Consider the following 26349-nt stretch of genomic DNA (forward strand, 5'->3'; position numbering starts at 1 on the left):
GCACCATTGAGCGCAAAAAAACCTTTCATTCTGAATTAGTGATTTAACTAGGTAGTTACCTAACGATATACTGCCCGCCTCATTTCAACGGGACATTCAACGTGAAGCAGAGTCAACGCCTCTCGGGCATATCAACATTCATTCTGGTCGGGCTTGGGGTGATCATCGCCCTGCTCGGTCTGGCACTGGCGGCTGGCGGTGTGAAATTGGTCAGCCTGGGAGGCTCCTGGTACTTCCTGGTGGGTGGTCTGGTCATGGCCCTGTCCGGTCTGCTGATCGCTCGCCGCAAGCCTGCCGGCGCCTGGCTGTTCGCGGCGTTTCTGGTCGGGACTGCGATCTGGGCAGTGAGCGACGCGGGCCTGGTGTTCTGGCCGGTGTTCTCGCGTCTGTTCATGTTCAGCGCGGTGGGCTTGGTCGTTGCGCTGGTCTACCCGATGCTCAAACGCGCCAATGGCGGCGTTGCGGGTCGCGGTGCTTACGGCGTTGCCGCTGTTCTGGCAGTTGGCCTGGCCGTGGCTGCCGGCAATATGTTCGTGGCGCACCCGACCGTCGCCCCTACCGGCACCGGCCCGGGCCTGACGCCGGTCGAGCCGGAAAAGGCGCAGAAAGACTGGGCGCACTACGGCAATACCGAAGGTGGCAGCCGCTTCGCTGCGCTGGACCAGATCAACCGCACCAATGTCGACAAGTTGAAAGTCGCGTGGACCTACCACACCGGCGACGTCGCAGAGAGCGATGGCAATGGCGCCGAAGACCAGCTGACCCCGCTGCAGATCGGTAACAAGGTGTTCATCTGCACCCCGCACAACAATCTGATCGCGCTGGATGCCGACACCGGCAAGGAACTCTGGAAAAACGCGATCAACGCCAAGTCCAAAGTCTGGCAGCGTTGCCGTGGCATGGCCTATTTCGATGCCAGCGCAGCCGTCGCCAAACCGGCCAGCTCGCCAGTTACCGAAACCCCGGCCGCCCCTGCCGCCAACTGCACCCGCCGTCTGCTGACCAACACCATCGACGCCCGCCTTATCGCAGTCGATGCCGACACCGGCGAGTTCTGCCAGGGTTTCGGCAACAACGGCCAGGTTGATCTGAAGGCCGGTCTGGGTGATGTCCCGGACAGCTACTATCAACTGTCCTCCGCGCCGCTGATGGCCGGCACCACCGTGGTCGTTGGCGGTCGCGTGGCGGACAACGTACAGACCGACATGCCGGGCGGCGTGATCCGTGGTTTCGACGTGATGACAGGTGCAATGCGCTGGGCCTTCGACCCGGGCAACCCGCAGGATAAAAAAGCCCCGGCCGATGGCAAGACCTATGTCCGCAGCACGCCGAACAGCTGGGCGCCGATGTCTTACGACCCGGCAACCAACACGGTCTTCCTGCCGATGGGCAGTTCTTCCACTGACATCTACGGTGTAGAGCGCAACAAACTCGACCACACCTACGGCGCTTCGATCCTGGCGCTGGACGCCAACAGCGGCGAAGAAAAGTGGGTCTACCAGACCGTGCACAACGACCTCTGGGACTTCGACCTGCCGATGCAGCCGAGCCTGATCGACTTCACCAAGGACGGCAAAACCGTACCGGCGCTGGTGATCGGCACCAAGGCCGGGCAGATCTACGTGCTGGATCGTGCCACCGGCAAGCCACTGACTGAAGTCAAGGAAGTACCGGTCAAGGCTTCGAACATTCCGAACGAACCGTACTCGCCAACCCAGCCGAAATCCGTGGGCATGCCGCAGATCGGTGCCCAGCACCTGACCGAATCGGACATGTGGGGTGCCACGCCTTACGACCAGTTGCTGTGCCGGATCGATTTCAAGTCGATGCGCTACGACGGTCTGTACACCGCGCCGGGTACTGACAAATCCCTGAGTTTCCCGGGTTCGTTGGGCGGCATGAACTGGGGCAGCATCTCCACTGACCCGGTGCACGGTTTCATCTTCGTCAACGACATGCGTCTGGGTCTGTGGATTCAGATGATCCCGTCGCAGAACAAAGGCCAGGCAACTTCCGGTGGCGAAGCGTTGAACACCGGCATGGGCGCCGTTCCGCTGAAAGGCACGCCATACGCGGTGAACAAGAACCGCTTCCTGTCGGTGGCCGGCATTCCGTGCCAGGCACCGCCGTTCGGCACCCTGACCGCCATCGACATGAAGACCCAGAAAGTCGCCTGGCAGGTTCCGGTCGGCACCGTTGAAGACACCGGTCCACTGGGCATCCGCATGCACCTGCCGATCAAGATCGGCCTGCCGACCCTCGGCGGCACCCTGTCGACCCAGGGCGGCCTGATCTTCATCGCCGGCACCCAGGACTTCTACCTGCGCGCCTTCAACAGCGGCAACGGTGAAGAAATCTGGAAAGCCCGTTTGCCGGTCGGCAGCCAGGGCGGCCCGATGACGTACGTGTCGCCGAAAACCGGCAAGCAGTACGTGGTCATCACCGCCGGTGGCGCCCGTCAGTCGACCGATCGTGGCGACTACGTCATGGCGTACGCCCTGCCGTAAACCGCTGCGCCCTCCTTCATTTCACTGCGCGCGGCACCTTCGGGTGTCGCGCCGTTTCATGTCTTTGGCTCTGGATTTCAGCAATGTCATTCGTTGTTCGTTTTTCCCAAACGGGTGTTCTGCTCGCTCTCGCCTGCAGCACCGCCCTGCCCGCTTTCGCTGACACCGATTCGAATGTGTTCACCCGCGACACCCTGACCGGCGACTGGGGTGGCCTGCGCCACCAGCTCGACGAAGACGGCGTCAAGTTCACCGGCGACTACACCGGTGAAACCGCCTACAACGCCGAAGGCGGCCTGCACCGCTCGGCCCGTTACTCACAGAACATCAAGCTCGGCGCGCAATTTGATCTGAGCAAAATCTATGGCGTCGACAACGCCGGCAAGGTCCAGCTGACCATCAACGACCGGCGCGGCAACAGCGCCTCGGAAGATCTGGTCGGCAACCGTCTGCCGATCCAGGAAAACTACGGCGGGCTCTACACCCGTCTCACCGAACTGAGTTACGAGCGCACCCTGTTCACGCCGGCACTGAACGTCAAACTCGGCTACATGGCCATGGGCAACGACCTGGGCGGCCTCGACAGCGGCATTCTCTGCAACTTCATGAACGCCGGTTTCTGCGGTCACCCCTTGAACATGTCCGGCGGCAGCGGCTGGACCAACTACCCCAACGCGCACCTGGGCGTGCGGGTGAAATACGACCTTTCGCCGCAATGGCAACTGCGCGTGGCCGCGTTCAACGTCGACCCCGAAAGCAACGGCAACTCCAGCCGCGCCTGGCACCTGGGGCCGAAACACACCACCGGCACCGTGGTGCCTGTCGAACTGGTCTACAAACATGCGGGCACCCTGCCTGGCGAATACAAGCTCGGTTATTACTACGACAGCTCCGACGTGAAACGCATCGGCAGCGACAAGGAAGTGTCCGGTCGCGGCGGCCATTACCTGCTGATCGATCAGGCGGTGTGGAGCTCGCCAACGTCCGAAGGCCGCAGCCTGCACGCCTTCGGTCAATACTCGGCGGCCAGCGAAGCGGCTTCGCCGTTCAGCAAGTGGTATGGCGCCGGCGTGGTCCTGTACAAACCGTTCGAAGGCCGCCCGCGTGACACCGTCGCCCTGGGTTACGGCCGCGCCGTGCAGAACCCGCGCAGCCGCGACGTGCAGCAAGACGCCGCACTGGCCAACGGCACACCGCTTTCCAACCTCGATGGCGCCGAGCAACTGATCGAACTCGGTTACGGCTATCAGGCCACCCCATGGCTGACCTTGCGTCCGAATCTGCAGTACATCGTCGAGCCGGGCGCGTTTTCCGGTCAGGACATCGACAATGCACTGGTGGTGGGTCTGCAGGTAAAAGCCGCGCTGTAAGCGGACTTTTACGGGAGGGCGACGAGGGACTGCGCAGAAGATCTGAACGTCTTGCGCTCGCCGGTGTTCTAGAATGAATAGACACCGGATCAGGGACGAGCAAATGGACATTTCCAGCGATGCGACGCCTCTCGCCACCCTTCAGGGCGCAATCACCCGACGTCTGGCCCTGGCGGTCGGAGCCCTGTTCATTGCCGGTGTCGCCGCCGCCACGGCGGCACTGTTCAGTATCGCCACGCACCTGGATGAAGATGACGTCAATGACGTCCGCTTTTATTCGGCCCGTGCGCTGGAAAACCGCATCACGGCGTCGAAAAACTACATCACCAGCTACGCCTACTGGACCTCGGCCTATGAGCATTTAAACGACCGGGTCGACACGAACTGGGCGTATGTCGAGCAGAACATGGGCAAAACCCTGTTCACCAGCGATGGTTATGACGGTGTATTCGTGCTGGACCGTGAGCGAACCAAATACGCGGTTGTGCGCGGACAGTTGCTCGACGCACAGATCACCGGTTTTCTTCAGGTGCCGGCAAAAAACCTGATCGATCAGGTACAGAATCAGCCGGACCTGACCAAACCCGTCAGCACCTACTCATTGTTCGAAGACTGGCCCGCGCTGGTCACCGCTGCCGCGATCATTCCCAACGACGAACGTCCCATCGGCGACCCGCAAAAGACTTCGGTGCTGGTGTTCGTCGACAAGCTCACGCCCACCAAACTGCGCAAGATCGGCAGTGGCTACGGCCTCAACAACCTGACCCTGGCCCCCGACGAAACCATTGATCCGGCGCAGCCCCGGGTTTCGCTGGACAGCACCGGTTACAGCCTGATCGCCGACCTTGACCGACCGGGCCAGCATCTTCTGTGGTCGTTGCTGCCGACGCTTGGCCCCGCCTTGCTGGTACTGATGGCGCTGACGGCCTGGTTTTTTCGCCACGCCATGCGCTCTTCCCAACACGTCGACAAGAGTGTCGCAGCAATGCTGGCTTCAAAGCGGGCACTGGAGGCCAGCGAAGAACGGTTCCGGGCGGTGGCCGAGGCGGCTTCCGACTGGATCTGGGAGGTCGACCGGAATCTGTCCATCACTTATCTCTCGAACCGTTTCAGCGAAGTGACGGGTCATTCTCAGGCGCAGTGGATAGGACAAGACATCGGCCATTTGCTGGTCTGCGATACCACGCCGCTGGCACTGTGGCTGAGAAAACTCGACGAGGGCGGCAACGCCAGCGACCTGCGCTGTACCTATCGTGATCACGCCGGGCAGTTGCGCCACTGTCGCCTTTCAGCCAGACCGTACCTGGAAAACGGCAGCGTCATCGGCTATCGGGGTACGGCCAGTGACATTACCGATGAAGTGGCGGCCCATGCGCAGATCCAGCATTTGTCCTTGCACGACGCGCTGACCGGTCTGCCCAACCGCAACAAACTGGCCCGCTACCTGGACGACGCCTTGTTGCTCAAGGAACACGCTGCGCCGCTGTCGCTGTTGATGATCGACCTGGACAACTTCAAGCCGATCAACGACTCGCTGGGACATCCCGCCGGGGACGCCGTGTTACAGGAAGTCGCGAGCCGTCTGCGCGAATGCACCCGCGATCAGGATATCGTCGCGCGGCTGGGCGGCGACGAGTTCGTGGTGGTCCTCAACGGTATGGACACCCGTCAGGAAATCGACAAGTTCTGCACTCGCCTGATCGGCAGCCTGCATCAACCGATCATCTTCGAACAGCATCCCTTGCACATCGGTGCCAGCATCGGGATTGCCCTGAGCCGGCGCCATGGCTTCGTGGCCAGCGAGCTGATCCGTTGCGCGGATATCGCCTTGTATCGGGCCAAATCCGATGGCAAGAACACCTGGTGCTATTTCGAAGCGCATATGAGCGATCAGATCCAGACACGGCGGCAGATGGAGGATGACCTGCGACGCGCGCTGAGCAACCAGGAGCTGGTGCTGCATTACCAGCCGCGCTATACGGTCGATGGCAAGGACATCGTTTCGGTCGAAGCGCTGGTACGCTGGAATCACCCGACCCGTGGATTGCTCGGGCCGGATGTGTTCATTCCGTTGGCAGAACAGACCGATCTGATTGTGCCGCTCGGCCGCTGGGTCCTGCGCGAGGCCTGCGAAACCGCGCTGACCTGGCCTGCCGATATTCTCCTGTCAGTCAATCTGTCCCCTGCCCAGTTCGCGATCAGCGATGTGGTCGAGGATGTCCGCGAAGTACTGGTCGGTACCCGTTTCCCGGCCAGTCGCCTGGAACTGGAAATCACCGAGAACGTCATGCTCAACGATACCGACGGCGCCCTGACCACCATGAACGCGCTCAAGGAACTGGGCGTGAGGCTGAACATGGATGACTTCGGCACCGGCTATTCGTCGCTCGGCTATCTGCGGGCCTACCCCTTCGACGGCATCAAGATCGATAAACGCTTCATCGCTTCCATCAGCAGTGGCGCCAATGACCGGGCGGTGGTGCAAGCGATCATCGGGCTGGGCAAGGCCATGGGCCTGACCGTCACCGCCGAGGGCGTCGAAACCGAGGAACAACTGGACATTCTCGGAAAAGACCAATGCAATGAGGTGCAGGGTTATTACATGAGCCGGCCCATAGACAAGGAGGCCTTCGCCCGCCTGTTGCAGACATCCAGAGACGCCCACGTCGGACGTCAGGCGTCTCGCAAGAAGCGTGTCACCTGAGCTTTCGCGCAGTGACGCAGGTCTGGCTCAGATCGCTGGCCCAACCGTCGAGCACGCCTTTGACGTTCTCGGCGGTCATCACCTGTTTGTCGTTTTCCAATGGCACGCCCGTGCCCTTGCGCACGACTTTCGCCACCACCTCGCCGGTCGATCCGTCCTCGATCGACACTTCCGTGGCGATCTCACTGTCCTGATCACGAATGCCGGCAGCGGTGCTCACGCCAGCCGCGACAAGTGTGATCGGCAGCCATTCGTAGTACCGCAGGCCCTGGGTGCTGGTGGCGACTTGCGTAATGGCAGGTCGCACAACCAGCGTGTTCGGGCCGGGCCCGGAGGCCAGCGGCAGCGTTTTACCCAGTGCCTGCCGGAGGGCTGCGTCGTAGTAGCGGGTCACACCGGACAACGTGCTCTGCGGAATCCGCCCCGTGGGCTGAACCTGCGGATAAAACTGGCTCGGCGCCAGATACACCCGGGTGTAACGCCCAGTCGCCAACGCCGGGCTGACCCAGCTCAGAACCGTCTGCCCCGACGGCGTCTGCTGCTCTTTCAACATGCTGTAGTCGTTGAGAAACCCGGAATACATGTCCGGTTCGACTTTCTTGCTGCTGCAGGCCGACAGGCTCAAAGTCGCTGCCAACAACAGCACCAGCGAATGACGGTTTCTCATCAATGCGCTTCCCCTGCGGTCTGAATCTGGCCGAACGGGGTGTTTTCAGAACACTCGATGCGCAACTGGCCGTGGGTCATGATCCAGTGGATGAATTCCGCCGTGGGAATCGAGTGGATGTATTCCACCCAGTGGCTATCGGCCGGGCTGAAACGCTCGAAGTACCGACGCATGACGAGTTGGCTCTGATCCTGAGCAATCCCCAGACAGGTCTCCTGGAAAAGGATCGGTGCGTTGAGAACGCCGGTCGTGGTGCGCTGGGTCAGGATCAATGGGCGCACGGCGCCATGTCCCTGAGTGGAATAAGCGCTTTTCATATCCTTCATATGAACCCCCTTGGATGGAATGCCGGCAGAGTGCCCGAGGTTTTTTGCCCGAGGATGTCCGGCTGATGTCCGTCCGGAAGGAATGTTGCTGGATTGAAATAAATGACCCCGCGATCGAAATGGTTTTAGATGCCCTCTTTTGATTCATGGATCCTGCAAACGTGAGCAGACTGCTGATCGTCGATGACGACGTGGAAATTCTGTCCCTGCTGAAGAAGTTCTTCGTTCAGCACGCCTATGAAGTCGAAGTGGTAACGGATGGCCAGGCCATGTGGGCGGCCATTGACCGGGCGCGACCGGACACGATCATTCTCGACCTGATGCTGCCGGGTGAAGGCGGTTTGAGCCTGTGCCAGAAAATCCGCGCGCAGATGGGGATCCCGATCATCATGCTGACCGCCATGGCCGAACTGAGTGACCGGATTGTCGGTCTGGAACTGGGAGCCGACGATTACCTGACCAAACCTTTCGCGCCCCAGGAATTGCTGGCCCGGGTGCGTGCGCTGCAACGCCGCGCCGGCGAACACGGCCACCGCACCAGCGAGCCCGCACGCCCGGTCATTACCTTCGCCGGTTGGCACCTGGACATTACCTGTCGCGAGCTGCGCTCACCCGAGGGCGTGATGATCCCGATGTCCGGCGGAGAATTCGATCTGCTGCTGGTCTTTCTCGAACATCCGCAACGGATCCTGACCCGTGAGCAACTGATCGACCTGACCCACGGCCAGGGCCACGACGCCTTTGATCGCAGCATCGACGTGCAGGTCAGCCGCTTGCGGCGCAAGATCGAACCGGACAGCAAACGCCCCGACCTGATCCGCACCGTGCGCAATGGCGGCTATATGTTCACCGCCAAGGTCAGCCGCTCATGATCGGTCGAATCCTGCCGCGCGACACCCTCAGTCGCCGCATTGCCCTGACGATTGTCGCGGCCATGCTTGCCTCGCTGGCTTTCAATGCCCTGTTCGTGCAGGTTGCAGGCATCTGGGCCCGCCCGCCCATCGAACGCACCGGATTGCTGGAACGGATTGCAGCGAGTGCCCGGTTGATCGAGGCCGCGCCCGCTCAATTGCGCCCGCAACTGGCGAGTGCCGCGAGCAGCCCTTCGCTTGAAGTGGTGTGGAACGCGCAGCGCAGCGAATTCAAACTGCCCGGCGACGGCGCCGCGGTCGAGACCTCGAAAATTCCGGCGCTGGAACAATTGCTGGGCAGCCACCGGGAAATCGAAGTGTTCAACCCCGATGACTGGCCGCCAGGCAGTGCTCAGGCTCACTATGTCGCCCTCATTCCCTTGACCGATGGCAGCTGGCTGTCCTTCACGCCGCCGGAACGCAGCTGGGGCCTGACCCTGAATGCCCGGATCGCGGTGATTGCCTCTCTCGGCCTGATCGCCACCTTGCTGGTTGCCTGGATCGCCACCCGCCAACTGGCCAATCCGCTGCAACGCTTTGCCGGGGCTGCCAGGCGGTTTGGCGTCGACCTGAACGCACCGCCCATCGAGATCGAAGGGCCCCACGAAATCCGCCAGGCCATCATCGCCTTCAACGCGATGCAGGCGCAGATCCAGCATTTCATCGGTGAGCGCACGCATATGCTCGCGTCCATCTCCCATGATTTGCGCGCGCCGTTGACCCGGATGCGCCTGCGCAGCGAATTCATGGAAGACCTGGATCATCAGCAGAAACTGATTCGCGACATCGAAGAAATGCAATCGATGATCAACGCTGCCCTGGCGTTTTTCCGCGAAGGTACACAGCTTGAACAACCCACCGCGTTCGATCTGTCCGAACTGCTGCAAACCATCCTCGACGACTACCGTGACCAGCACATCCTCATCGACTTCAACGGCCCGGCCCATCTGGTCTACGACGGCCGGCCGCTGAGCCTGAAGCGGGTGATCGTCAACCTGCTGGAAAACGCCGTGAAATACGGCGAACGCCCACGCATCGCACTCAGCCGCAACGCGCACTCGATCTGCGTCGAAGTCAGCGACGAAGGCCCGGGCATTCCCGAAGGGGCGCTGCAACGGGTGTTCGACCCGTTCTTCCGCCTCGAAACCTCGCGCAACCGCGAAACCGGCGGCGTCGGGCTCGGCCTCTCGGCAGCCCGGGCAATCGTGCGGGAACAGGGAGGAGAACTGACCTTGAGCAATCGCAAGGGCTCGGGACTGGTGGCGAGGATCGATTTGCCGGTTGTCGATTGACTCAGCACATCCGCTCAATCATTCAGAGGTAGCCCGCACGACAATCCGGCGACATTCCATTTACGCCGGTCACTGACACATGAAAGGTTTCTCGCCATCGGGTATCACGCTGGCCTTGCTGCTGGGCGGCGCCGCCAACACAGCATGGGCCAGCGGTTTTCTGGATGACGCCAAGGGCGAAGTGCTCAGCCGCAACTTCTTCCTGAGCAACGATTACCGCTCGCCCTCGTCCAGCGGGAAAAACTACAAACAAGAATGGGCTCAGGGTTTTATCGGTACTTTCGCATCCGGTTTCACCGACGGGACGGTCGGTTTCGGCCTCGATGCGCATGCCTTTTACGGGCTGAAACTGGACGGCGGCCGGGGACATTCGGGCACCGGTCTGTTGCCGGTGGACAGTGACGGTCGCAGCGAGAGCGACTACTCCAGCGCCGGCGGCGCCCTGAAGCTGAAAGCCTCGCGCACCACCCTCGCCTTCGGCGAAATGACCGTCGAGACCCCAGTCTTCGACACCTCGGACAAACGCCTGCAACCGGAATACGCCACCGGGTTCCTGCTCAACAGCCGGGAAATCGACAACGTCAATCTGGTGGCCGGGCATTTCACCGCGTTCAAGAATCAGGACAGCTCATCCGGCCAAGGCGACTTCCAGGGCTACGGCGCCAATACCAAGGCCGGCGGAATCAGCTTCATCGGCGCGGACCTGTTCAGTGACAGCCCGATCGGTGGAGCGCTGTACGCCTCCGACTTGAGCGAAACCTGGCACCAGTACTACGCCAACCTGCATTTCAAACAGTCCGGCGTGCTGCTCGACGCCAACGTCTACCACACTCGTGACACCGGAAAGGCACTCGCCGGGGATATCGATAACACCGCGTTCAGTCTCTCGGGCAAATACGCCTTCGGCCCACACGCGGTGATGCTCGGCTGGCAACGCATCAACGGTGATACACCGTTCGATTTCGTCGGCGGCGATTCGATCTATCTGGCCAACTCGATCAAATACGCCGACTTCAACGGCGCCCACGAGCGCTCGTGGCAGGCCCGCTACGACCTCGATCTCGGCGCGTTCGGCATTCCGGGACTCAACTTCATGACCCGCTACGTTTCCGGCAGCCACATCGACGGCACCCACGCGCCCAAGGGCGGCGCCTACAACCCGTTCGACCCGGACAGCGGCCAATACCAGCCACAGCAAGGAGACGGCGGCAAGCACTGGGAGCGCGACATCGATCTGCGCTACATCGTCCAGTCCGGCGCGGCCAAGGATCTTTCGGTGCAGCTGTCCCACGTCTCGCACCGCGCCAACAGTGCCCAGGCGGGGGATGACATTGACCGGATCTATGTGGTGATTCAGTACCCGTTGGGCATTTGAATCAGCGTATCGGCGATGGCCCCTCGTTACGGCTTGCGATACGCGATTTCAATTGATTGATCAACGCGGGGTCCCGCAACTCGACACTTGTTTCCCGACGTAACGCCAGCGGAGTGCCCGTGGAGATTTCGCAGTAGCGGTAATAACTGTGTGATAGCCAGTTCCAGCTTCCAACCATCGCAAGTTGATCATCCACCATCAGGATTTTCTCGTGCGTACCTTCGGGAAGGCGGATAACGTTCTCGGCGCCAAGCTTGTTTCGATAGGCTTTGATCAAGCCGATTTCACCGTCATCGGCATTGGGATGCTCGATATGGTCATGTCCGTAGTAGACCTTCACGTCAACACCACGCTGCTGCGCCGCTTGAAGCAGTTTGAGCGGTGGGTGGTTGGGACTGATGCCCTGGCGAATCCACGGCACCACCGCAACGAAAGAGCGCTGACTGGACGTTATAAGCGATTCGAATGCCTGGATGTGCTCGCAATCGAAATAATGCCGGATGCCACCCGGCGCGACGCCGGTAAACGACGGGCTCTGATGCTCCATGCTGACGAAAAACGAGGCAGAACAGGCTCGCGCCATTTTCTCCAGTGATTTGCCGGCGTTTAACAAACGGTGCTGATTACCGACAACGATAAATTGTTGCTTGGCCCGCGATACGGCGACGTTCAACAGGTTGGGCTTGCCATTCTGGAACTGATCGCGATCGGTTCGTTGAAAAATCACCGGTGAGTAAATGATTACCTCGAAACCCACCCCCTGAAACTGGTGGACCGAGCCGATTTTCAGCGCCTTGCGCTGGGCGAGTCGCTCGCCATAGGTCTTGATCAACAGGTTTTTCTGATTCGAGTACGGAGTGATGATGCCAACGTCTCGGGCAAGGTCGTAGCCTGCGCCCTCCAGTTTGTCCAGCAACAGCCCGATTGCCTCGACTTCATCCTGATTGGTATTGGGCAGCGGCCCCTTACGGCCTTCGACGCCATAGAACATCAGATTGAAACCGCCCATCTTGTCGCAGGCCGCCTGGATTCGCGGTTCAGCGGGCTGGGTACATACCTGGACTCCGTGATAGCCGGCGATTTGCATGAACAGTTCGGCGATGGCCGGTCGGCAACGCCGATGCTCGTCGAGAACAATGCCATCGCCCATATCGTCCACTGCGCCGGAAAAGGTCCCGGCGGCGCGATGGTAGGCGGTCACGAGCATCGGTGACACCGCTTCATACAGGGTGTTGTCGGCGAAGTGTCGATCCTTGAGCTTGCCGGCCATGGCCGAGCCCAGCGTACGGATCGGCTCGATCTGCAGCGGGTCGCCTACGACAATGCTTCTCTCGCTTCGTGCCAGTAAAGGAACTAGCGATTCCGCTGAAACCATCCCCGCCTCATCCACCAGACTCAGTGCGTAGGGAGTGAACCCATTGAGGTCGGCGAGTTTGTATCCAGGCAGTTTCTGCACCGATGCCAGCGTCGAGGCCATGACCGGATAAGCAAGGCTGATCAACCGATAGAACTCTTGCAGCTTGTCCTTCCATTTGTAAAAGCCGCTGTCAGTCTGGCCGTCGAGCATATTGCACCAGAGCGATAACGCCTGCCCCAGCACATCTTTCTGCCGGAGCAACTCCTGCCAGAGATAGTCAATAGCGTGTTCGAACAGCGAGCGCTGTTGTGCGATGAAACGCAGCCGCAACACTTCTATCCAGTCGCCTTCCGGGAACTCGGCGTTAAAGCTGTCACGGGCCGCCTCGTAGCGATGCCACTCGCTGGAGCGTTGTATGACCTCGGCAATGGCCTTGACCAGCAGCTTGAGCGACGCCTCCCTCGCGGGTTCGGGCGGTCCCTGCCTCAAGGTTTGAAATACGTGCTCGGCATTGCCGGCACTGAAGACGTCACCTCGATTGCGCGCCAGTTCTGCCAGGTGGGCATGATCAAGGCTATCGAGCCCATAGGCCGTCATGTCATCCGGGCAATTTTTTTTCAGGTGATCACGCGCACGGGCATATTTGCGGCGAGACATCCACGCACGCAGCGATCCCATGAAGCCTCTTGGGTAGTCGGAAAAATGGTAGTGGAGTGTTTCACTGAGTTTGCTCTCGAGCCACGGCTGATAGGCCATCTCCTCAAATGGGGCATCAATGAGTTTCGCGTAACTGCGGGACAAGTGGTCTTTGGCTTGCGTGTATCTGACTTTATCGACTGCAAGCGCCTCCAGTGCGCCGTTGCAGTGGCTGGTTAAAACACGGTAATCCAGCGACGGCTCCTGATGGGCGATCATGCCCAACGCTTCGCTGCTTTCGCGCACGTCGCGTATCAATGCGTCCAGTCGCTCGCGAAAGCTTTCGGGCGAAAGTGCCGAAAAGGCTGAGCGGGCATCCTCGAAAGCTGCAAGCAATCGCAGGAACTTGACGTGAACACCATCAATCGTTTGCTTGATCGCGACGACCCGGTCCGCCAGGGCTTCCTGCTTTTCCTTGTCGTAGGATTGCTCGTCGAGCTTGCGTAGAAGCGCGTGCACCCGATCGATTTCAGAGGTGACCTGTGCCTTGTCCCCACACAGGAAATAGAACCACTTGAAATCATTCAGGCAAGGGTCGTCACGCAAATCGTCAATGACGTTCTCCACCGCTTTTTTGGCTGTCGAAGTCACGACCACACCGAGGTTTCGGTCTTCCCCGGCGATACATGCCAAGGCCCTTTCGACGATCCGGCTGGCGATCAATGATTTGAACAAAGTCGTTTTACCTGTGCCAGGCGCCCCTTGTACTGCCACCAACGGTACGCCGCTGGCAACCTGGGTCAACGTTTGCATCTGCCCCCTGCCCAGCGGGTATTTGCGCTCGAACAGGCCGTACGGAAAACGTGAATACTGATGGCGCGACGCAGGGTTGCCGAGCGAACGTTGCAATATGTAGCGCTGCAAGAGCGGTGAGGTTTTCAGGTCAGGCCGTTCAAGCAGAACCTTGTAGTCCTTGAGTTGCTCACGAGAGTTGAAGTCGCTGATCACTGGCGGGCAGATCAGCCCGGTAATGGCTTTTTCCAGGTGCACATCGGCAACATCGTTACGGATGGTCTTCAACCCGGCAAGGCGATGATTGATCCAGGCCAGAAACGTGCGGAACACCGCGACGAAGGTTTCTCCCTGTTTTCCTGTGCAGGCAGCTGCCAGGCTCATCATGTGACGCTCGGCGCCCAACTCCTGAATATCTATGTCGAGATAGGCCCGAAACGCGTCAATATCGGGCACCACTTCAATCCCTTGCTTGACCGGGACACACAGACTGAATTCAGGTTGGGCATGCCAGTCATCAGGCAATGAGTAACGGAAAAGCGGAACAAAGAACGCCTGTTTTCCCTCGATCACACGCAGCAGCGGAAAGCCGAGTTGCAGTGCTTCAGACTGAGTCGTGCCCTCCTCGCTTTCTTTGACATAGCGCTCTGCGAGCACTCGTGTCTGCTCGGCGGACAGTGAAAACCGGAATCCCTTGGAGTCTTCTTCGACATTGTCTGCCGAGAGCCTGACGTGTTGTTCCTGATAGACATCGGTTTCTTTCACCCGACTCTTGGCCAGGCCTGTCGCTTCGACAAAAGCACACCAACCGCGAAGTACGTCCATGTCTTGCTGATTGCCTTGCATTGATCCATCCGAACCTGAAGCGAAAAGAAGGGTGATTCTACGGCAGTGGCTTATTGATGGCACCCTCAAGCTTGATTCGAACAGATAATTGGCGGAAGGCAGCCGGAGTCGAACCTGCCCGGGAACGGATGCCGTCCCCAACCGGGTTTGAAGCCCGGCCGCGCCACCGGGCGCGATTGCCTTCCTTGAACTCAGTCGGCGCCGGGGTTGGCCAGCGCGTTGTCGGAGCGGATCTGCCGACCCTCGCCGAGACGCCGGGTCAGGCCGAGGCGGTCGAAGTATTCGAGGATCTGGATACTGCGTTTGCGTCCCAAGCCTAGCGCATCGCGGAACGCCGTGACTTGAATCGGCGGATTTTCTTTACCCAGACGCAGCAACACGGCTGTCATCTGCCGCAAGGTGATGTCGGTGAAGAACAAGTCCCGCACTACCTGATGCACCACGCCCAGCCGCGCCAGTTTGCGCAGCAACAGCCGGACAGTGGCGTCCTCCTGGTTCACGGCTTTGGCCACGTCGCGCACCCACGGCGGATCGAAACCGGCCTGTTCGAACAGCGGCTGCAACGCCTGCCAGAGGGTTTCGTCGTCGGCATTCAGGCGCACCTGATGATCCGGCAAATGCAGCCACGGGCCGCTGGCGGTGAGCGAACCGGCACTGCGCAGTTCTTCAAGCAGACTGATGAAGGTCGAATGCTCGATGTTCAGTCCGCTGAAGCGTCGCAGCCGATCACGGTCCGGGCCCATCTGGTCGGGCTCCAGTTCATGGAAACGCGCCAGTTGCTCCAGCAAGGTGAACTTGAGAATGCCCCAGCGCTGAGCGTTGAACAGGACCTGGCCCTGACGGGTTTCAATAAGACGGACGTTGTCGGGTAGCGACCAGCTTTCACGCGGACGGTTGAACTGACGCTCCAGACGCTGGGAACCAATGCCGCTTTCGCTGTATTCCAGCAGCGTTGGCAGCGCTTGCTCCAGACTGGAGCTGATCGCCAGCGCCCGCAATTGCGCCAGACGCCCGGGGCTGCGCCGTTGCCGGGCCGGGGCGAACGGATCAAGCAACTGGCCGCCGCCGAGCGTGCGCTGGGCACTGGGGTCCCGCAGGATCAATCGATCGCCCTTCACGCCGTGTACCGGGACATTGGTCAACAGTTGCGCGAGCATGCGCTCGCCCGGAAGCAGTCGGGGTCCTTCGAGCAGCGCCACACGGGCGATCACGTCTTGCGTGCCGAGGTGCAGATGCACGGGCTGAAAGTGTTCGAAGGTGCGCGTCTCATCGGGCAGCAGCTGGAAGTCGATGTCCAGACGTTGAGTCGGCGAGAACAGTGTTTCGGCGAGCAACCATTGGCCACGATGGATGTGCCCGAGCTCCAGGCGATCAGCGCTGATGTTCAGGGCAACCCGTTGACCGGCAAACGCCAGTTCTGCGGGTTGATTCTGCGCGTGCAGTCCCCTCACCCGCACCGTTTTGCCCGACGGCCCGAGGATCAGTTTGTCGCCCACCGCGACCATTCCCGACAGCGCCGTGCCCGTCACCACAATCCCGGCACCGGCGACGCTGAATGCCCGGTCGATGGCCAGACGAAACCCACCCTCGCGCCCCCGCTTCAACACTTCACCTTGCGCCTGCAGCAACGCTTGCCGCAGCGCATCGACGCCTTCACCCGTCACGCTTGAAACCGCGAGCATCGGCGCACCTGCAAACGGACCGGGCGCCAACAGATGTTCGATTTGCCGGCGAACCTCCACCCCCCTGCCCGCCTCGACACGATCAGCCTTGGTGATCGCCACCAGCGCCCGGGGAATGCCCAGCAACTCGACTATCGCCAGGTGCTCGCGGGTCTGTGGCATTACGCCGTCATCCGCCGCCACCACCAGCAACACCAGATCGATGCCCTGGGCGCCGGCCAGCATGTTGTGAGTAAATTTCTCGTGCCCCGGCACGTCGATGAAACCGGTCAGCCCTGCCTCGGGCGCCAGTTCGGCATAGAGATAACCGAGGTCGATGGTCATGCCCCGCTCACGCTCCTGCGGGCGGCGGTCGCCGGTTTGTCCGGTCAGGGCCTGCAGCAGCGAAGTCTTGCCGTGGTCAATATGCCCGGCGGTGCCGACGATCATGTCTGCAACGGTCCCAGTTGCGCGAGCCACGCCGGTTCGTCGTCGAGTTGCCGCAGATCCAGCCACAACGCGTCATCGTCGAGGCGTCCGAGCACCGGGATCGGTAATTCGCGCAATGCGCTTTGCAGATTCAGCAGCGAGCGTCCGCGCAGGCGTTTCGAAACCTGCGGGCGGGCACACAATGCCGCGCTTGGCAGCCGCGCCACCGGTTGGCTGCCGCTGCCGATCATGCCCAGTGTTTTCTCCGCCGTAACCGTCCAAGATTCGCCGAGCACCTTGGCCAATGCCGGTTGCAGGCGTTCGGCCTGGGCGAGGATGTCATCTTGCGAGCGGGTCAGCAGGCGCAAGGTCGGCAAGCGCTCGGCCAGCCGATCCGGATCACGATAGAGCCCAAGCACCGCTTCCAGCGCTGCCAGCGTCATCTTGTCGACCCGCAAGGCGCGTTTTAGCGGGTTTTTCTTGATCTTCGCGATCAGATCCTTGCGCCCGACAATCACGCCCGCCTGCGGCCCGCCGAGCAGTTTGTCGCCGCTGAAGGTGACGATGTCGGCGCCATCGAGCAGTGCCTGACGCACCGTCGGTTCCGCCGGCAGGCCCCAGCGGGTCAGGTCCAGCAGGCTGCCGCTGCCGAGGTCTTCGAGCAGCGGCAAACCATGACGATGGGCCAGCTCCGCCAATTCAGCCGTCGGCACCCGGGCGGTAAAACCTTCGATGCTGTAATTGCTCGCATGCACACGCATGATCAAGCCGCTGCGCGGGCTGATCGCCGCTTCGTAATCCCGGGCATGGGTGCGATTGGTGGTGCCGACCTCATGCAGGCGCACGCCGGCCCGGGCCATGATGTCGGGGATGCGGAACGCGCCGCCGATCTCAATCAGTTCGCCGCGCGAGATGATGCCTTCCTTGCGCGCGCCGAGGCTGTTGAGGGTCAGCAGCACCGCGGCGGCATTGTTGTTGACCACGGTGACGGCTTCGGCGCCGGTCAGCTCGCGGATCAGGCCTTCGATCAGGTCATCGCGGTCCCCGCGCTTGCCGCTGGCCAGGTCGAATTCGAGGTTCAAGGGATAACGCGCCGCCAATTGCACGGCGTCGATGGCTTCTTCCGGCAACAGGGCGCGGCCCAGATTGGTGTGCAGCACCGTGCCGGTCAGGTTGAACACCCGCCGCACCTGACTGCGCTGTTGCAATGCCAGACGTTCGGCAATCCTGCCGGCCAGGGCTTCAGGGCTGATCTCGACGGCGGAGAGCTGCCCCGCCACGACCGAATCGCGCAAGTCGTCGAGCAACTGACGCAACATCGCCAGCAGCGCCTCGCGCCCGTGTCGCTCGGCCACGGGCTGGAAGGCGTTGTGACGCAACAGACTGTCGATGGAAGGCAAACGCTGGGCAACACTGGCAGGCATCAGACGCTCCGGATAAAAAGCCGTTGCGCCAGAGTGTAGACGCTCTGCTTATTCGTCTCCGGGTGCCAGCAACAGATTCGGTGCCAGCCGCTGATAGCCGTCCTGGGCCAGGCGCATGTCCAGCAGCAGACTGCTCAGGTCCGCCGACAAGGCTTCGGCCTCGGCATCGTTTTCCAGATACAGCAGTTTCAGATAGCTGTTGCATCCCGGGCAGACCTCGGCGCGCAGCGGCGCCTGATTGGCGGCGTGCCGATCGTCTTCCAGGCTCAGGTATTCCAGCCCTTTGCTCTGCTCGCAGTACACGCACTTGACCCGCACCACATGCCATTCGCAAGCGCACAGCGAGCACACCAGATACCGCAAGCCGTTGTGCTTGCCACGATGGCGGATCACCCCGGCCATCGCCGGCGAACCACAGGCCGGGCACTGGCCGAGGCTGTTGCCAGGGGCCAGTTGCAGATGCGGTGCGCTTAGCAGCCAGTGGCTCCAGGCCGTTTGCAGCGCCGCGCCGAGAAACGGCACCAATGCCGCCGGTACCAGCGAATACTGGCCGCTGACCAGCGCCACCGCCCAGGCCCGCAACTGCCCGGAACTGGCAACCCGCAATGACGTGACCGCATCGGCGACGGCAGGTTGTTCCGGTGCACCGTAGCGTTGCAGCAAGGCATCGAGATACGCCTGCCAGCCGTCCTCGCGGATCAGGGTGTCAGCGGCGAACGGCGGCATGCCGTGCTGCCGGCAGACTTCAAGGCGTTGCTCATCAATCGGGGCGTTTGAAGGCGGATCGTCGAGGACTTGCTGCTGCACGCGGCACAGTCCGGCGATCAGACGCAGGTAGTCGGCCAGCGGATGACCGATCGCCAGGTGTTCCAGACGCTCGGCGCGCAGCGTGAACAGATTGTGCGGCGGCAAGTGCAGAAACGGCGGCGCACTGGCCGCCGCTTCGATTTCCCCGGGTTCAAGAATGGTTGGCAAGTGTCAGCCCTTTTTGGTGACCGGTCGCTCTGGCGGATCCTGGGATTCCACTTCGCGATACCAGAGTGCGTGATGTTTTTTCGCCCAGGCGCGGCTGACCCAACCGTGCAGCATCGCGTCCACCGAGCCCTTGATCCAGATGCCGGCATAGATGTGCACGATGATGCTGAGGATCAGCACAAACCCGGCCAGTGCATGCAGCAACATCGCCCAGCGAATCGTGGTGATGCCGAAGTAATGACTGAAGTACGCGCGCCAGATCACCATCCCCGTAAACAACAGCCCGAGCATGCACAGCAGTAAAGTCCAGAACAGCAGCTTTTGCCCGGCGTTGTATTTGCCCACCGGCGGTACGGTCTCTTCGTCGTTGACCAGCACCCGGTCGATGCGCCGCAGCCACTTCCAGTCGTTGTCGATAAAGAAGTTCGAACGCCAGAAACGGAACACCAGGCCGAGAAAGAACACGAACATCAGCACGCCCATGAACGGGTGCAGGATCCGCGTCCACGGGCCGCCGCCGAACAGGTTGGTCAGCCAGAACATCGATGGATGAAACAGCGCCAGTCCCGAAAGCCCGGCCATGAAGAACAGAATCGCCACCAGCCAGTGATTGGTGCGCTGGTTGGCGGTGTAGCGCAGGATCGTCTTGTTGCTCATGGCCGGTCCTCCCCGCGTGGATCGAAGGTGTGCACCGCCGGGTCGACCACATGGACCGAGGTGTCGGGCGGTTCCGGATGGTCATCCTCTTCGGTGCGGTTCGGGCCGATCCGCACATAGTGGAAGAACCCGGCCAGCACCGCCGCGCCCATGGCCAGCAGGCCCAGGGGTTTGCTGATGCCTTTCCACAGGCCTACCAGCGGACTGATCGCCGGATTCTCCGGCAGGCCGGCGTAAATCTTCGGCGTGTCGGCGTGGTGCAACACGTACATGACGTGGGTGCCGCCGACGCCTTCCGGATCGTAGAGACCGGCGTTGTCGAAGCCACGGCTTTTGAGGTCAACGATGCGTTCGGCGGCGTGGGTTTTCATGTCCTCTTTGCTGCCGAAGACAATCGCCCCGGTCGGGCAGGTTTTCACGCAGGCCGGTTCCAGACCAACAGCCACGCGGTCCGAACACAAGGTGCATTTGTAGGCTTTGTGGTCCTTCTGCGAAATGCGCGGAATGTTGAACGGGCAACCGGTGATGCAATAACCGCAACCGATGCAGTGGTCCTGATCGAAATCGACGATGCCGTTGGCGTGCTTGATGATCGCCCCCGGGCTTGGGCACGCCGCCAGACAACCGGGCTCGGCGCAGTGCATGCAGCCGTCCTTGCGGATCAGCCATTCGAGATTGCCGGCGTCGGTTTCGTGCTCGGTGAAGCGCATCAGCGTCCACGACTCCGCACTCAGATCCTGCGGGTTGTCGTAGGTGCCATGGTTGTGGCCAACCTCGTCGCGCAGCTCGTTCCATTCCGAGCACGCGACCTGACAGGCCTTGCAGCCGATGCATTTGGTGGTGTCGATCAGCTTGGCGACTGCCTCCTGATTGCGCACCGAGGGTGCCGGGGTCGTGGTGGCCGAGCGGGCGATGATGTCTTGGCTGGCCATCTATATTTTCTCCACGTTGACCAGGAATGACTTGGATTCCGGGGTCTGTGTATTGCCATCGCCGAGGAACGGCACCAGGGTGTTGGTCAGGTAGCCGTGACGCGTCAGGCCGGTGAAGCCCCAGTGCAGTGGGATGCCGATCTGATGCACGACCTGGCCGTTGACCTGCAACGGCCGGATCCTTTTGGTCACCACTGCCACCGCTTCGATGAACCCGCGCTTGCAGCTGACCCGTACCCGGTCACCGGCGGCGATGCCCTTCTCTTTCGCCAGCACTTCGCCGATTTCCACGAACTGCTCCGGTTGGGCAATCGCGTTCAACCGGCAGTGTTTGCTCCAGAAGTGGAAATGCTCGGTCAGTCGATAGCTGGTGGCAGCGTACGGGTAATCCTTGGCCACGCCGAGGCTGTCCCACACCGAATCGAAGATCCGCGCCGCCGGGTTGCTGGTGGCTTTCTTGTTTTCGGGGTGCAGCGGGTTGATACCGATCGGCGTTTCGAACGGCTCGTAGTGCTCGGGGAATGGCCCTTCGTTCATCTTGTCGACGGCGAAGAACCGCGCCACGCCTTCGGGGTTCATGATGAACGGGTTCATCCCGGCTTCCGGTGGCACGTCGGCCTTGTAGTCCGGCACGTCGGTGCCGCCCCAGGCCTTGCCGTTCCACCACACCAGGCGTTTTTTCGGGTCCCAGGGTTTGCCCTGCATGTCCGCAGAGGCGCGGTTGTAGAGAATCCGCCGGTTGGCCGGCCAGGCCCACGCCCAGCCCTGATGCTGATGCATGCCGTACGGATCGGCGTTGTCGCGCCGGGCCATCTGGTTGCCGGCCTCAGTCCAGCTGCCGCAGAAAATCCAGCAACCGGAGGCGGTGCTGCCGTCATCCTTGAGCTGGGCGAAAGCCGCCAGTTGCGAATTGCCCTTGATCGCCGCGCCCGTGGCGTCGGTGAAGTCAGTGGTGGCGTAGCCGTTGACCTCTTTAGCGATTTCTTCCGGCGACGGCTCTTCCGGAATCTTGTACGGCCAGGAGAGTTTGAGGATCGGATCGGGATAGGCCCCGCCCTCGGTCTGATAACGCTGGCGCAGGCGCATGAACAGCTCGGTCATGATCCGCACGTCGGTGCGGGACTCGCCGGGGCCGTCAGCGCCTTTCCAGTGCCATTGCAGCCAGCGACTGCTGTTGACCAGCGAGCCGTCCTCTTCGGCAAAACAGGTGGTCGGCAGGCGAATGACTTCGGTCTGGATGTCGGCGCTTTTCACGTCGTTGTACGGCCCGACGTTTTCCCAGAACTGCGAGGTTTCAGTGGCCAGCGGATCCATCACCACCAGCCATTTCAGTTTGGCGAGCGCAGCCATCACCCGATTTTTGTCCGGCAGTGCGGCAATCGGGTTGAAGCCCTGGCACATGTAGCCGTTGACCTTGCCCTGGCCCATCAGGTCGAACACCTTGAGGATGTCGTAGTTAGGGATGTCGAGTTTCGGCAGGTAGTCGTAGGCCCACTGGTTTTCGGCGGTCGCGTTGGCGCCGTACCAGGCTTTCATCAGGCTGACGTGGAATTTGCTGTAGTTCTGCCAGTAGGACAGTTGCCCCGGCCGCAACGGCAATTGCGTGCGTTTCTTGATGTAGCCGTTGTAGTCCTGCTCGGCGTCGGTGGGCAGGGTCAGGTAACCCGGCAACGAGTTCGACAGCAACCCGAGGTCGGTCAGGCCCTGAATGTTCGAGTGCCCGCGCAAGGCATTGACTCCACCTCCCGGCATGCCGACGTTACCCAGCAACAGTTGCACCATCGCTGCGCTGCGGATGATCTGCGAGCCGATCGAGTGCTGGGTCCAGCCCAGCGCGTAGAGAATGGTCATGGTCTTGCCCGGTTGCGAGCAAGTGGCGATTTCCTCCCAGATTTTCTTCATCGCATCGACCGGCATGCCGCAGATCTGGCTTGCGAGGTCGATGTTGTAGCGGCTGTAATGCTGCTTCATCAGCTGATAGACGCAACGCGGGTCCTGCAGGGTCGGGTCGACCTTGGCAAAGCCGTCCTCGCCCAGTTCGTAACCCCAGCTGGATTTGTCGGTATAGGTGCGTTTGGCCGCATCGTAACCGGTGAACAGCCCGTCCTCGAAGCCGAACCCGGCTTTGACGATGAACGATACGTCGGTGTAGTTGCGCACGTACTCGTGCTGGATCTTGTCCTCGGTCAACAGGTAATTGATCAGCCCGCCCATGAACGCGATGTCGCTGCCGGTGCGGATCGGCGCGTAGTAATCGGCAACGGAGGCGGTCCGGGTGAATCTCGGGTCGACCACAATCAGCCGCGCGGCGTTGTGCGCCTTGGCTTCGGTCACCCATTTGAAGCCGCATGGATGCGCTTCAGCGGAGTTGCCGCCCATCACCAGGATCAGATTCGCGTTGGCGATATCGGTCCAGGTGTTGGTCATGGCTCCACGGCCGTACGTCGGGGCAAGACTTGCCACCGTCGGGCCGTGTCAGACACGCGCCTGGTTATCGAACCCCAGCATGCCGAGACTGCGCACCACCTTGTGGGTGATGTAGCCCGCTTCGTTGGACGCCGCCGACGCTGCGAGGAACCCGGTGGTCAGCCAGCGGTTCACCGTCTGCCCCTGGGCGTTCTTCTCGACGAAATTGGCGTCGCGGTCGGCCTTCATCAGGTCGGCGACGCGGTCGAGGGCTTCGTCCCAGGTGATCCGGGTCCATTCGCTGCTGCCGGGCTTGCGCACCTGCGGGTACTGCAGGCGGCCCGGGCTGTGAATGAAGTCCAGCAGGCCGGCGCCTTTCGGGCACAGGGTGCCGCGGTTGACCGGGTGGTCGGCGTCGCCCTCGATATGGATGATGTTTTGCGCAACATTCTTCGCGGCATCACCCTGGCTGTACATGATCAAGCCGCAACCGACCGAGCAATACGGGCAGGTGTTGCGGGTTTCATGGGTGTGGGCAAGCTTGAAGTGGCGCACCTGCTCGGCGAAGGCCAGCGTCGGGGCCATGCCCAACGCGCCCAGGCTAGAGCCTGCAAGGCCGATACCGGCGACCTTGAAGAACTGACGACGGCTGAGATCCATCGTGCACTCCTGATCAGGTGGAACCCGGTACTTGAGCCGGGTTTTTTCTGGACAATCACGGTGGCGGCAAGCGAGTGCCGACTTTTTCACTGTAGACAACGGCGCCGCCGTCTGTGTGAAAACCGACCGTCGGCTCCCCCTTGGTCATAAGTCAACCCAAACCTTGTGGGAGCGAGCCTGCTCGCGATGACGGTGGTACATCCACATTCGTAGCGCTTGGTCTGACGCTATCGCGAGCAGGCTCGCTCCCACGGGGGATGGAGGTTTATCATCGCCGGCACGACCCATCTCCGCCCTCAGAGACCGCGCATGACTTTCGATTTTGATCAGGTATTCGACCGCCACGACACCGGCAGCACCAAGTGGAGCCGCTATGCGGCCGATGTGTTGCCGATGTGGGTCGCTGACATGGATTTCGCGGCACCACCGGTGGTCATCGAAGCGCTGCAACAGCGTCTGCTGCACCCCTTGGTCGGCTACAGCGTCGCCCAGGACAATTTGCGCGAGGCCATCGTCGCCGACCTCTGGAACAAGTTCGCCTGGCGGGTCAAACCGCAGGAGCTGATCTTCCTGCCGGGCGTCGAGTCGGGTTTCAACATGGCGCTCAAGGCGCTGGTGCAACCGCAACAGAATGTCGTGGTGCAAACCCCGAACTACCCGCCGCTGCGCCATGCACCGGGTCATTGGGGCCTGAACAAGGTCGAGCTGGAGTTCAACGCCCAAGCCGACGGCACCTACGCCACGCCGCTGGACGCCTTGCGTGAATCCCTCACCGGTGGCGGCGCCCTGCTGCTGAGCAACCCGCACAACCCGATCGGCAAGGTCTTCGACCGTGAAGAACTGCAAGCGGTGGCCGACATCTGCATGGCGCAGGATGCGTGGATCATCTCCGACGAAATCCACGCCGAGCTGTGCTACGACGGTCGCGTGCACATTCCGACCGCGTCCCTGAGCCCGGAAATCGCCCAACGCACCATCACCCTGATGTCGGCGAGCAAGGCCTACAACATTGCCGGCCTCAAGACCTCGTTCATGATCATTCAGGACAGCGCCCTGCGCGAGCGCGTCAACCACGCCCGCTGTGGCATGGTCGACAGCGTCAACCCGCTGGGCATGGAAGCCACCCGCGTGGCTTACAGCGAGGCCGGGCCGTGGCTGAAAGAACTGAAACAGTACCTGCAAGCCAACCGTGACTGGCTGGTGGAAGCGGTTCGCAGCCGCCTGCCCGGCGTAACGATCAATGTGCCGCAGGGCACTTATCTGGCGTGGCTCGATTGCTCGGCCCTGGGCCTGGACAATCCGCAGCAGTTCTTCCTCGAACAGGCCCGCGTCGGGCTCAGCCCGGGCATCGACTTCGGTGACCAGAGCCAGCAATTCGTGCGCCTGAACTTCGGTTGCCCGCGTTCGCTGCTGGAAGAAGGCATTGCGCGGATGGCGCGCAGTCTGGCCGGACACCAGGCCTGAATCCTGTAAGGGTCATCGTCGATCCGATCGAACTCATGACAAAAGTGCCGAGTCAACCGGCCACACCTGCCATGAACCCGGAGATTGACGATGACCGATTATCCCGTTCCACCGTTTCCGCAACAGGCGCAAGCCGTACCCGGTTCCCAGCGCAAAATGGAACCGTATCCCGATTGCGGTGAGCAACATTACTCCGGCTCCGGCCGGCTCGCCGGCAAGATCGCCCTGATCACCGGCGCCGATAGTGGCATCGGCCGCGCCGTGGCCATTGCCTTCGCCCGTGAAGGCGCCGATGTGGCGGTCGCCTACCTCAACGAACACGAAGATGCCAAGGAAACCGCGCGCTGGGTCGAGCAGGCCGGGCGCCAGTGTCTGTTGCTGCCCGGCGACATTGCACAAAAAGCTCATTGCCAGGCCCTGGTGGATCAGACCGTCGAACGCTTCGGCCATATCGATGTGCTGGTCAATAACGCCGCGTTCCAGATGACCCACGAAACCTTCGAAGAGATTCCCGATGACGAATGGCTGATGACCTTCGACGTCAACATCACGGCGATTTTCCGTCTGTGCCAGGCGGCGCTCAAGCACATGGGCCGTGGCGCCTCGATCATCAACACCAGTTCAGTCAATTCGGACATGCCCAAACCCACCCTGCTCGCCTATGCCACCACCAAAGGCGCAATCGCCAACTTCACCGGCGGTCTGGCGCAAATGCTCGGCCCTCGTGGCATTCGCGTGAACTGCGTGGCGCCCGGGCCGATCTGGACCCCGCTGATTGTCTCGACCATGCCGGACGAGGAAGTCCAGCACTTTGGCGAGCAAACGCCGCTCGGCCGGCCGGGACAACCGGTGGAAGTCGCGCCGATCTACGTGCTGCTCGCTTCGGATGAGGCCAGCTATATCACCGGGCAACGCTATGGGGTCACAGGCGGCAAACCGATGCTCTGACGGTCACGGC

Annotated in this window: 17 protein-coding genes and 1 tRNA gene; 8 read left to right on the forward strand and 10 right to left on the reverse strand. The window is 61.4% G+C overall.

Annotation, left to right across the window (positions count from 1 at the left end):
* The first annotated feature begins 101 nt into the window (after window positions 1-101).
* The 3 genes from DXT77_RS01305 to DXT77_RS01315 all read left to right on the forward strand — a co-directional run bounded on the left by DXT77_RS01305 (window position 102) and on the right by DXT77_RS01315 (window position 6581).
* Window positions 102-2507 (forward strand): glucose/quinate/shikimate family membrane-bound PQQ-dependent dehydrogenase, encoded by a 2406-nt coding sequence (locus DXT77_RS01305; RefSeq protein WP_119426316.1) that lies wholly within the window; start codon window positions 102-104, stop codon window positions 2505-2507.
* An 83-nt stretch (window positions 2508-2590) separates the two neighbouring features.
* On the forward strand, window positions 2591-3877 hold the full coding sequence (locus DXT77_RS01310) for a carbohydrate porin (RefSeq protein ID WP_119426317.1): 1287 nt from the start codon (window positions 2591-2593) through the stop codon (window positions 3875-3877).
* 103 nt (window positions 3878-3980) lie between these two features.
* On the forward strand, window positions 3981-6581 hold the full coding sequence (locus DXT77_RS01315; RefSeq protein WP_119426318.1) for an EAL domain-containing protein: 2601 nt from the start codon (window positions 3981-3983) through the stop codon (window positions 6579-6581).
* Here the strand turns inward: DXT77_RS01315 and DXT77_RS01320 are convergent.
* Both DXT77_RS01320 and DXT77_RS01325 read right to left on the reverse strand, forming a co-directional pair.
* Window positions 6574-7248 (reverse strand): DUF3313 domain-containing protein, encoded by a 675-nt coding sequence (locus DXT77_RS01320; protein ID WP_119426319.1) that lies wholly within the window; start codon window positions 7246-7248, stop codon window positions 6574-6576. The genes DXT77_RS01315 and DXT77_RS01320 overlap by 8 nt on opposite strands.
* A complete protein-coding gene (locus DXT77_RS01325; protein ID WP_119426320.1) occupies window positions 7248-7574 on the reverse strand; it encodes a hypothetical protein in 327 nt (108 codons plus the stop codon). Before DXT77_RS01325 ends, DXT77_RS01320 begins: the two co-directional genes overlap by 1 nt.
* Window positions 7575-7720: 146 nt before the next feature.
* Between DXT77_RS01325 and DXT77_RS01330 the strand changes: the two genes are divergently transcribed.
* The 3 genes from DXT77_RS01330 (at window position 7721) to DXT77_RS01340 (ending at window position 11152) form a co-directional block, all read left to right on the forward strand.
* A complete protein-coding gene (locus DXT77_RS01330; RefSeq protein ID WP_119426321.1) occupies window positions 7721-8446 on the forward strand; it encodes a response regulator in 726 nt (241 codons plus the stop codon).
* Entirely contained in the window at window positions 8443-9777 is a 1335-nt protein-coding gene (locus DXT77_RS01335; protein WP_119426322.1) for an ATP-binding protein, read from the forward strand. Before DXT77_RS01330 ends, DXT77_RS01335 begins: the two co-directional genes overlap by 4 nt.
* Before the next feature lie 79 nt (window positions 9778-9856).
* A complete protein-coding gene (locus DXT77_RS01340; protein WP_119426323.1) occupies window positions 9857-11152 on the forward strand; it encodes an OprD family porin in 1296 nt (431 codons plus the stop codon).
* Window position 11153: 1 nt separating this feature from the next.
* On the opposite strand, the gene DXT77_RS01345 is transcribed toward DXT77_RS01340, so the two are convergent.
* From DXT77_RS01345 to fdnG, 8 genes are all read right to left on the reverse strand, one after another.
* Window positions 11154-14783, reverse strand: coding sequence for an AAA domain-containing protein (locus DXT77_RS01345; RefSeq protein ID WP_119426324.1), 3630 nt, complete (start codon window positions 14781-14783; stop codon window positions 11154-11156).
* Between the two features lie 89 nt (window positions 14784-14872).
* Window positions 14873-14968, reverse strand: a tRNA-Sec gene (locus DXT77_RS01350).
* 6 nt (window positions 14969-14974) lie between these two features.
* Window positions 14975-16894: a selenocysteine-specific translation elongation factor gene (selB, locus tag DXT77_RS01355; RefSeq protein ID WP_119426325.1), complete on the reverse strand. Its 1920-nt coding sequence runs from the start codon at window positions 16892-16894 to the stop codon at window positions 14975-14977.
* Window positions 16891-18297 (reverse strand): L-seryl-tRNA(Sec) selenium transferase, encoded by a 1407-nt coding sequence (selA, locus tag DXT77_RS01360; RefSeq protein ID WP_119426326.1) that lies wholly within the window; start codon window positions 18295-18297, stop codon window positions 16891-16893. Before selA ends, selB begins: the two co-directional genes overlap by 4 nt.
* A gap of 48 nt (window positions 18298-18345) precedes the next feature.
* Window positions 18346-19272, reverse strand: a complete 927-nt coding sequence (gene fdhE, locus DXT77_RS01365) for a formate dehydrogenase accessory protein FdhE (RefSeq protein ID WP_119426327.1) — start codon at window positions 19270-19272, stop codon at window positions 18346-18348.
* Between the two features lie 3 nt (window positions 19273-19275).
* Window positions 19276-19929, reverse strand: a complete 654-nt coding sequence (locus DXT77_RS01370; RefSeq protein ID WP_119426328.1) for a formate dehydrogenase subunit gamma — start codon at window positions 19927-19929, stop codon at window positions 19276-19278.
* Entirely contained in the window at window positions 19926-20861 is a 936-nt protein-coding gene (gene fdxH / locus DXT77_RS01375; RefSeq protein ID WP_119426329.1) for a formate dehydrogenase subunit beta, read from the reverse strand. The genes DXT77_RS01370 and fdxH overlap by 4 nt, the downstream gene beginning before the upstream one ends.
* Window positions 20862-23927: a formate dehydrogenase-N subunit alpha gene (gene fdnG, locus DXT77_RS01380; protein WP_147406976.1), complete on the reverse strand. Its 3066-nt coding sequence runs from the start codon at window positions 23925-23927 to the stop codon at window positions 20862-20864.
* A 309-nt stretch (window positions 23928-24236) separates the two neighbouring features.
* Here fdnG and DXT77_RS01390 point away from each other — a divergent pair, with 309 nt between their 5' ends.
* On the forward strand, window positions 24237-25391 hold the full coding sequence (locus DXT77_RS01390) for a MalY/PatB family protein (protein WP_119426331.1): 1155 nt from the start codon (window positions 24237-24239) through the stop codon (window positions 25389-25391).
* 90 nt (window positions 25392-25481) lie between these two features.
* Window positions 25482-26339, forward strand: coding sequence for an SDR family oxidoreductase (locus DXT77_RS01395; RefSeq protein ID WP_119426332.1), 858 nt, complete (start codon window positions 25482-25484; stop codon window positions 26337-26339).
* The last annotated feature ends 10 nt before the right edge of the window (window positions 26340-26349 follow it).

Source organism: Pseudomonas sp. 91RF, from assembly GCF_003576265.1.
GTDB lineage: Bacteria > Pseudomonadota > Gammaproteobacteria > Pseudomonadales > Pseudomonadaceae > Aquipseudomonas > Aquipseudomonas kribbensis.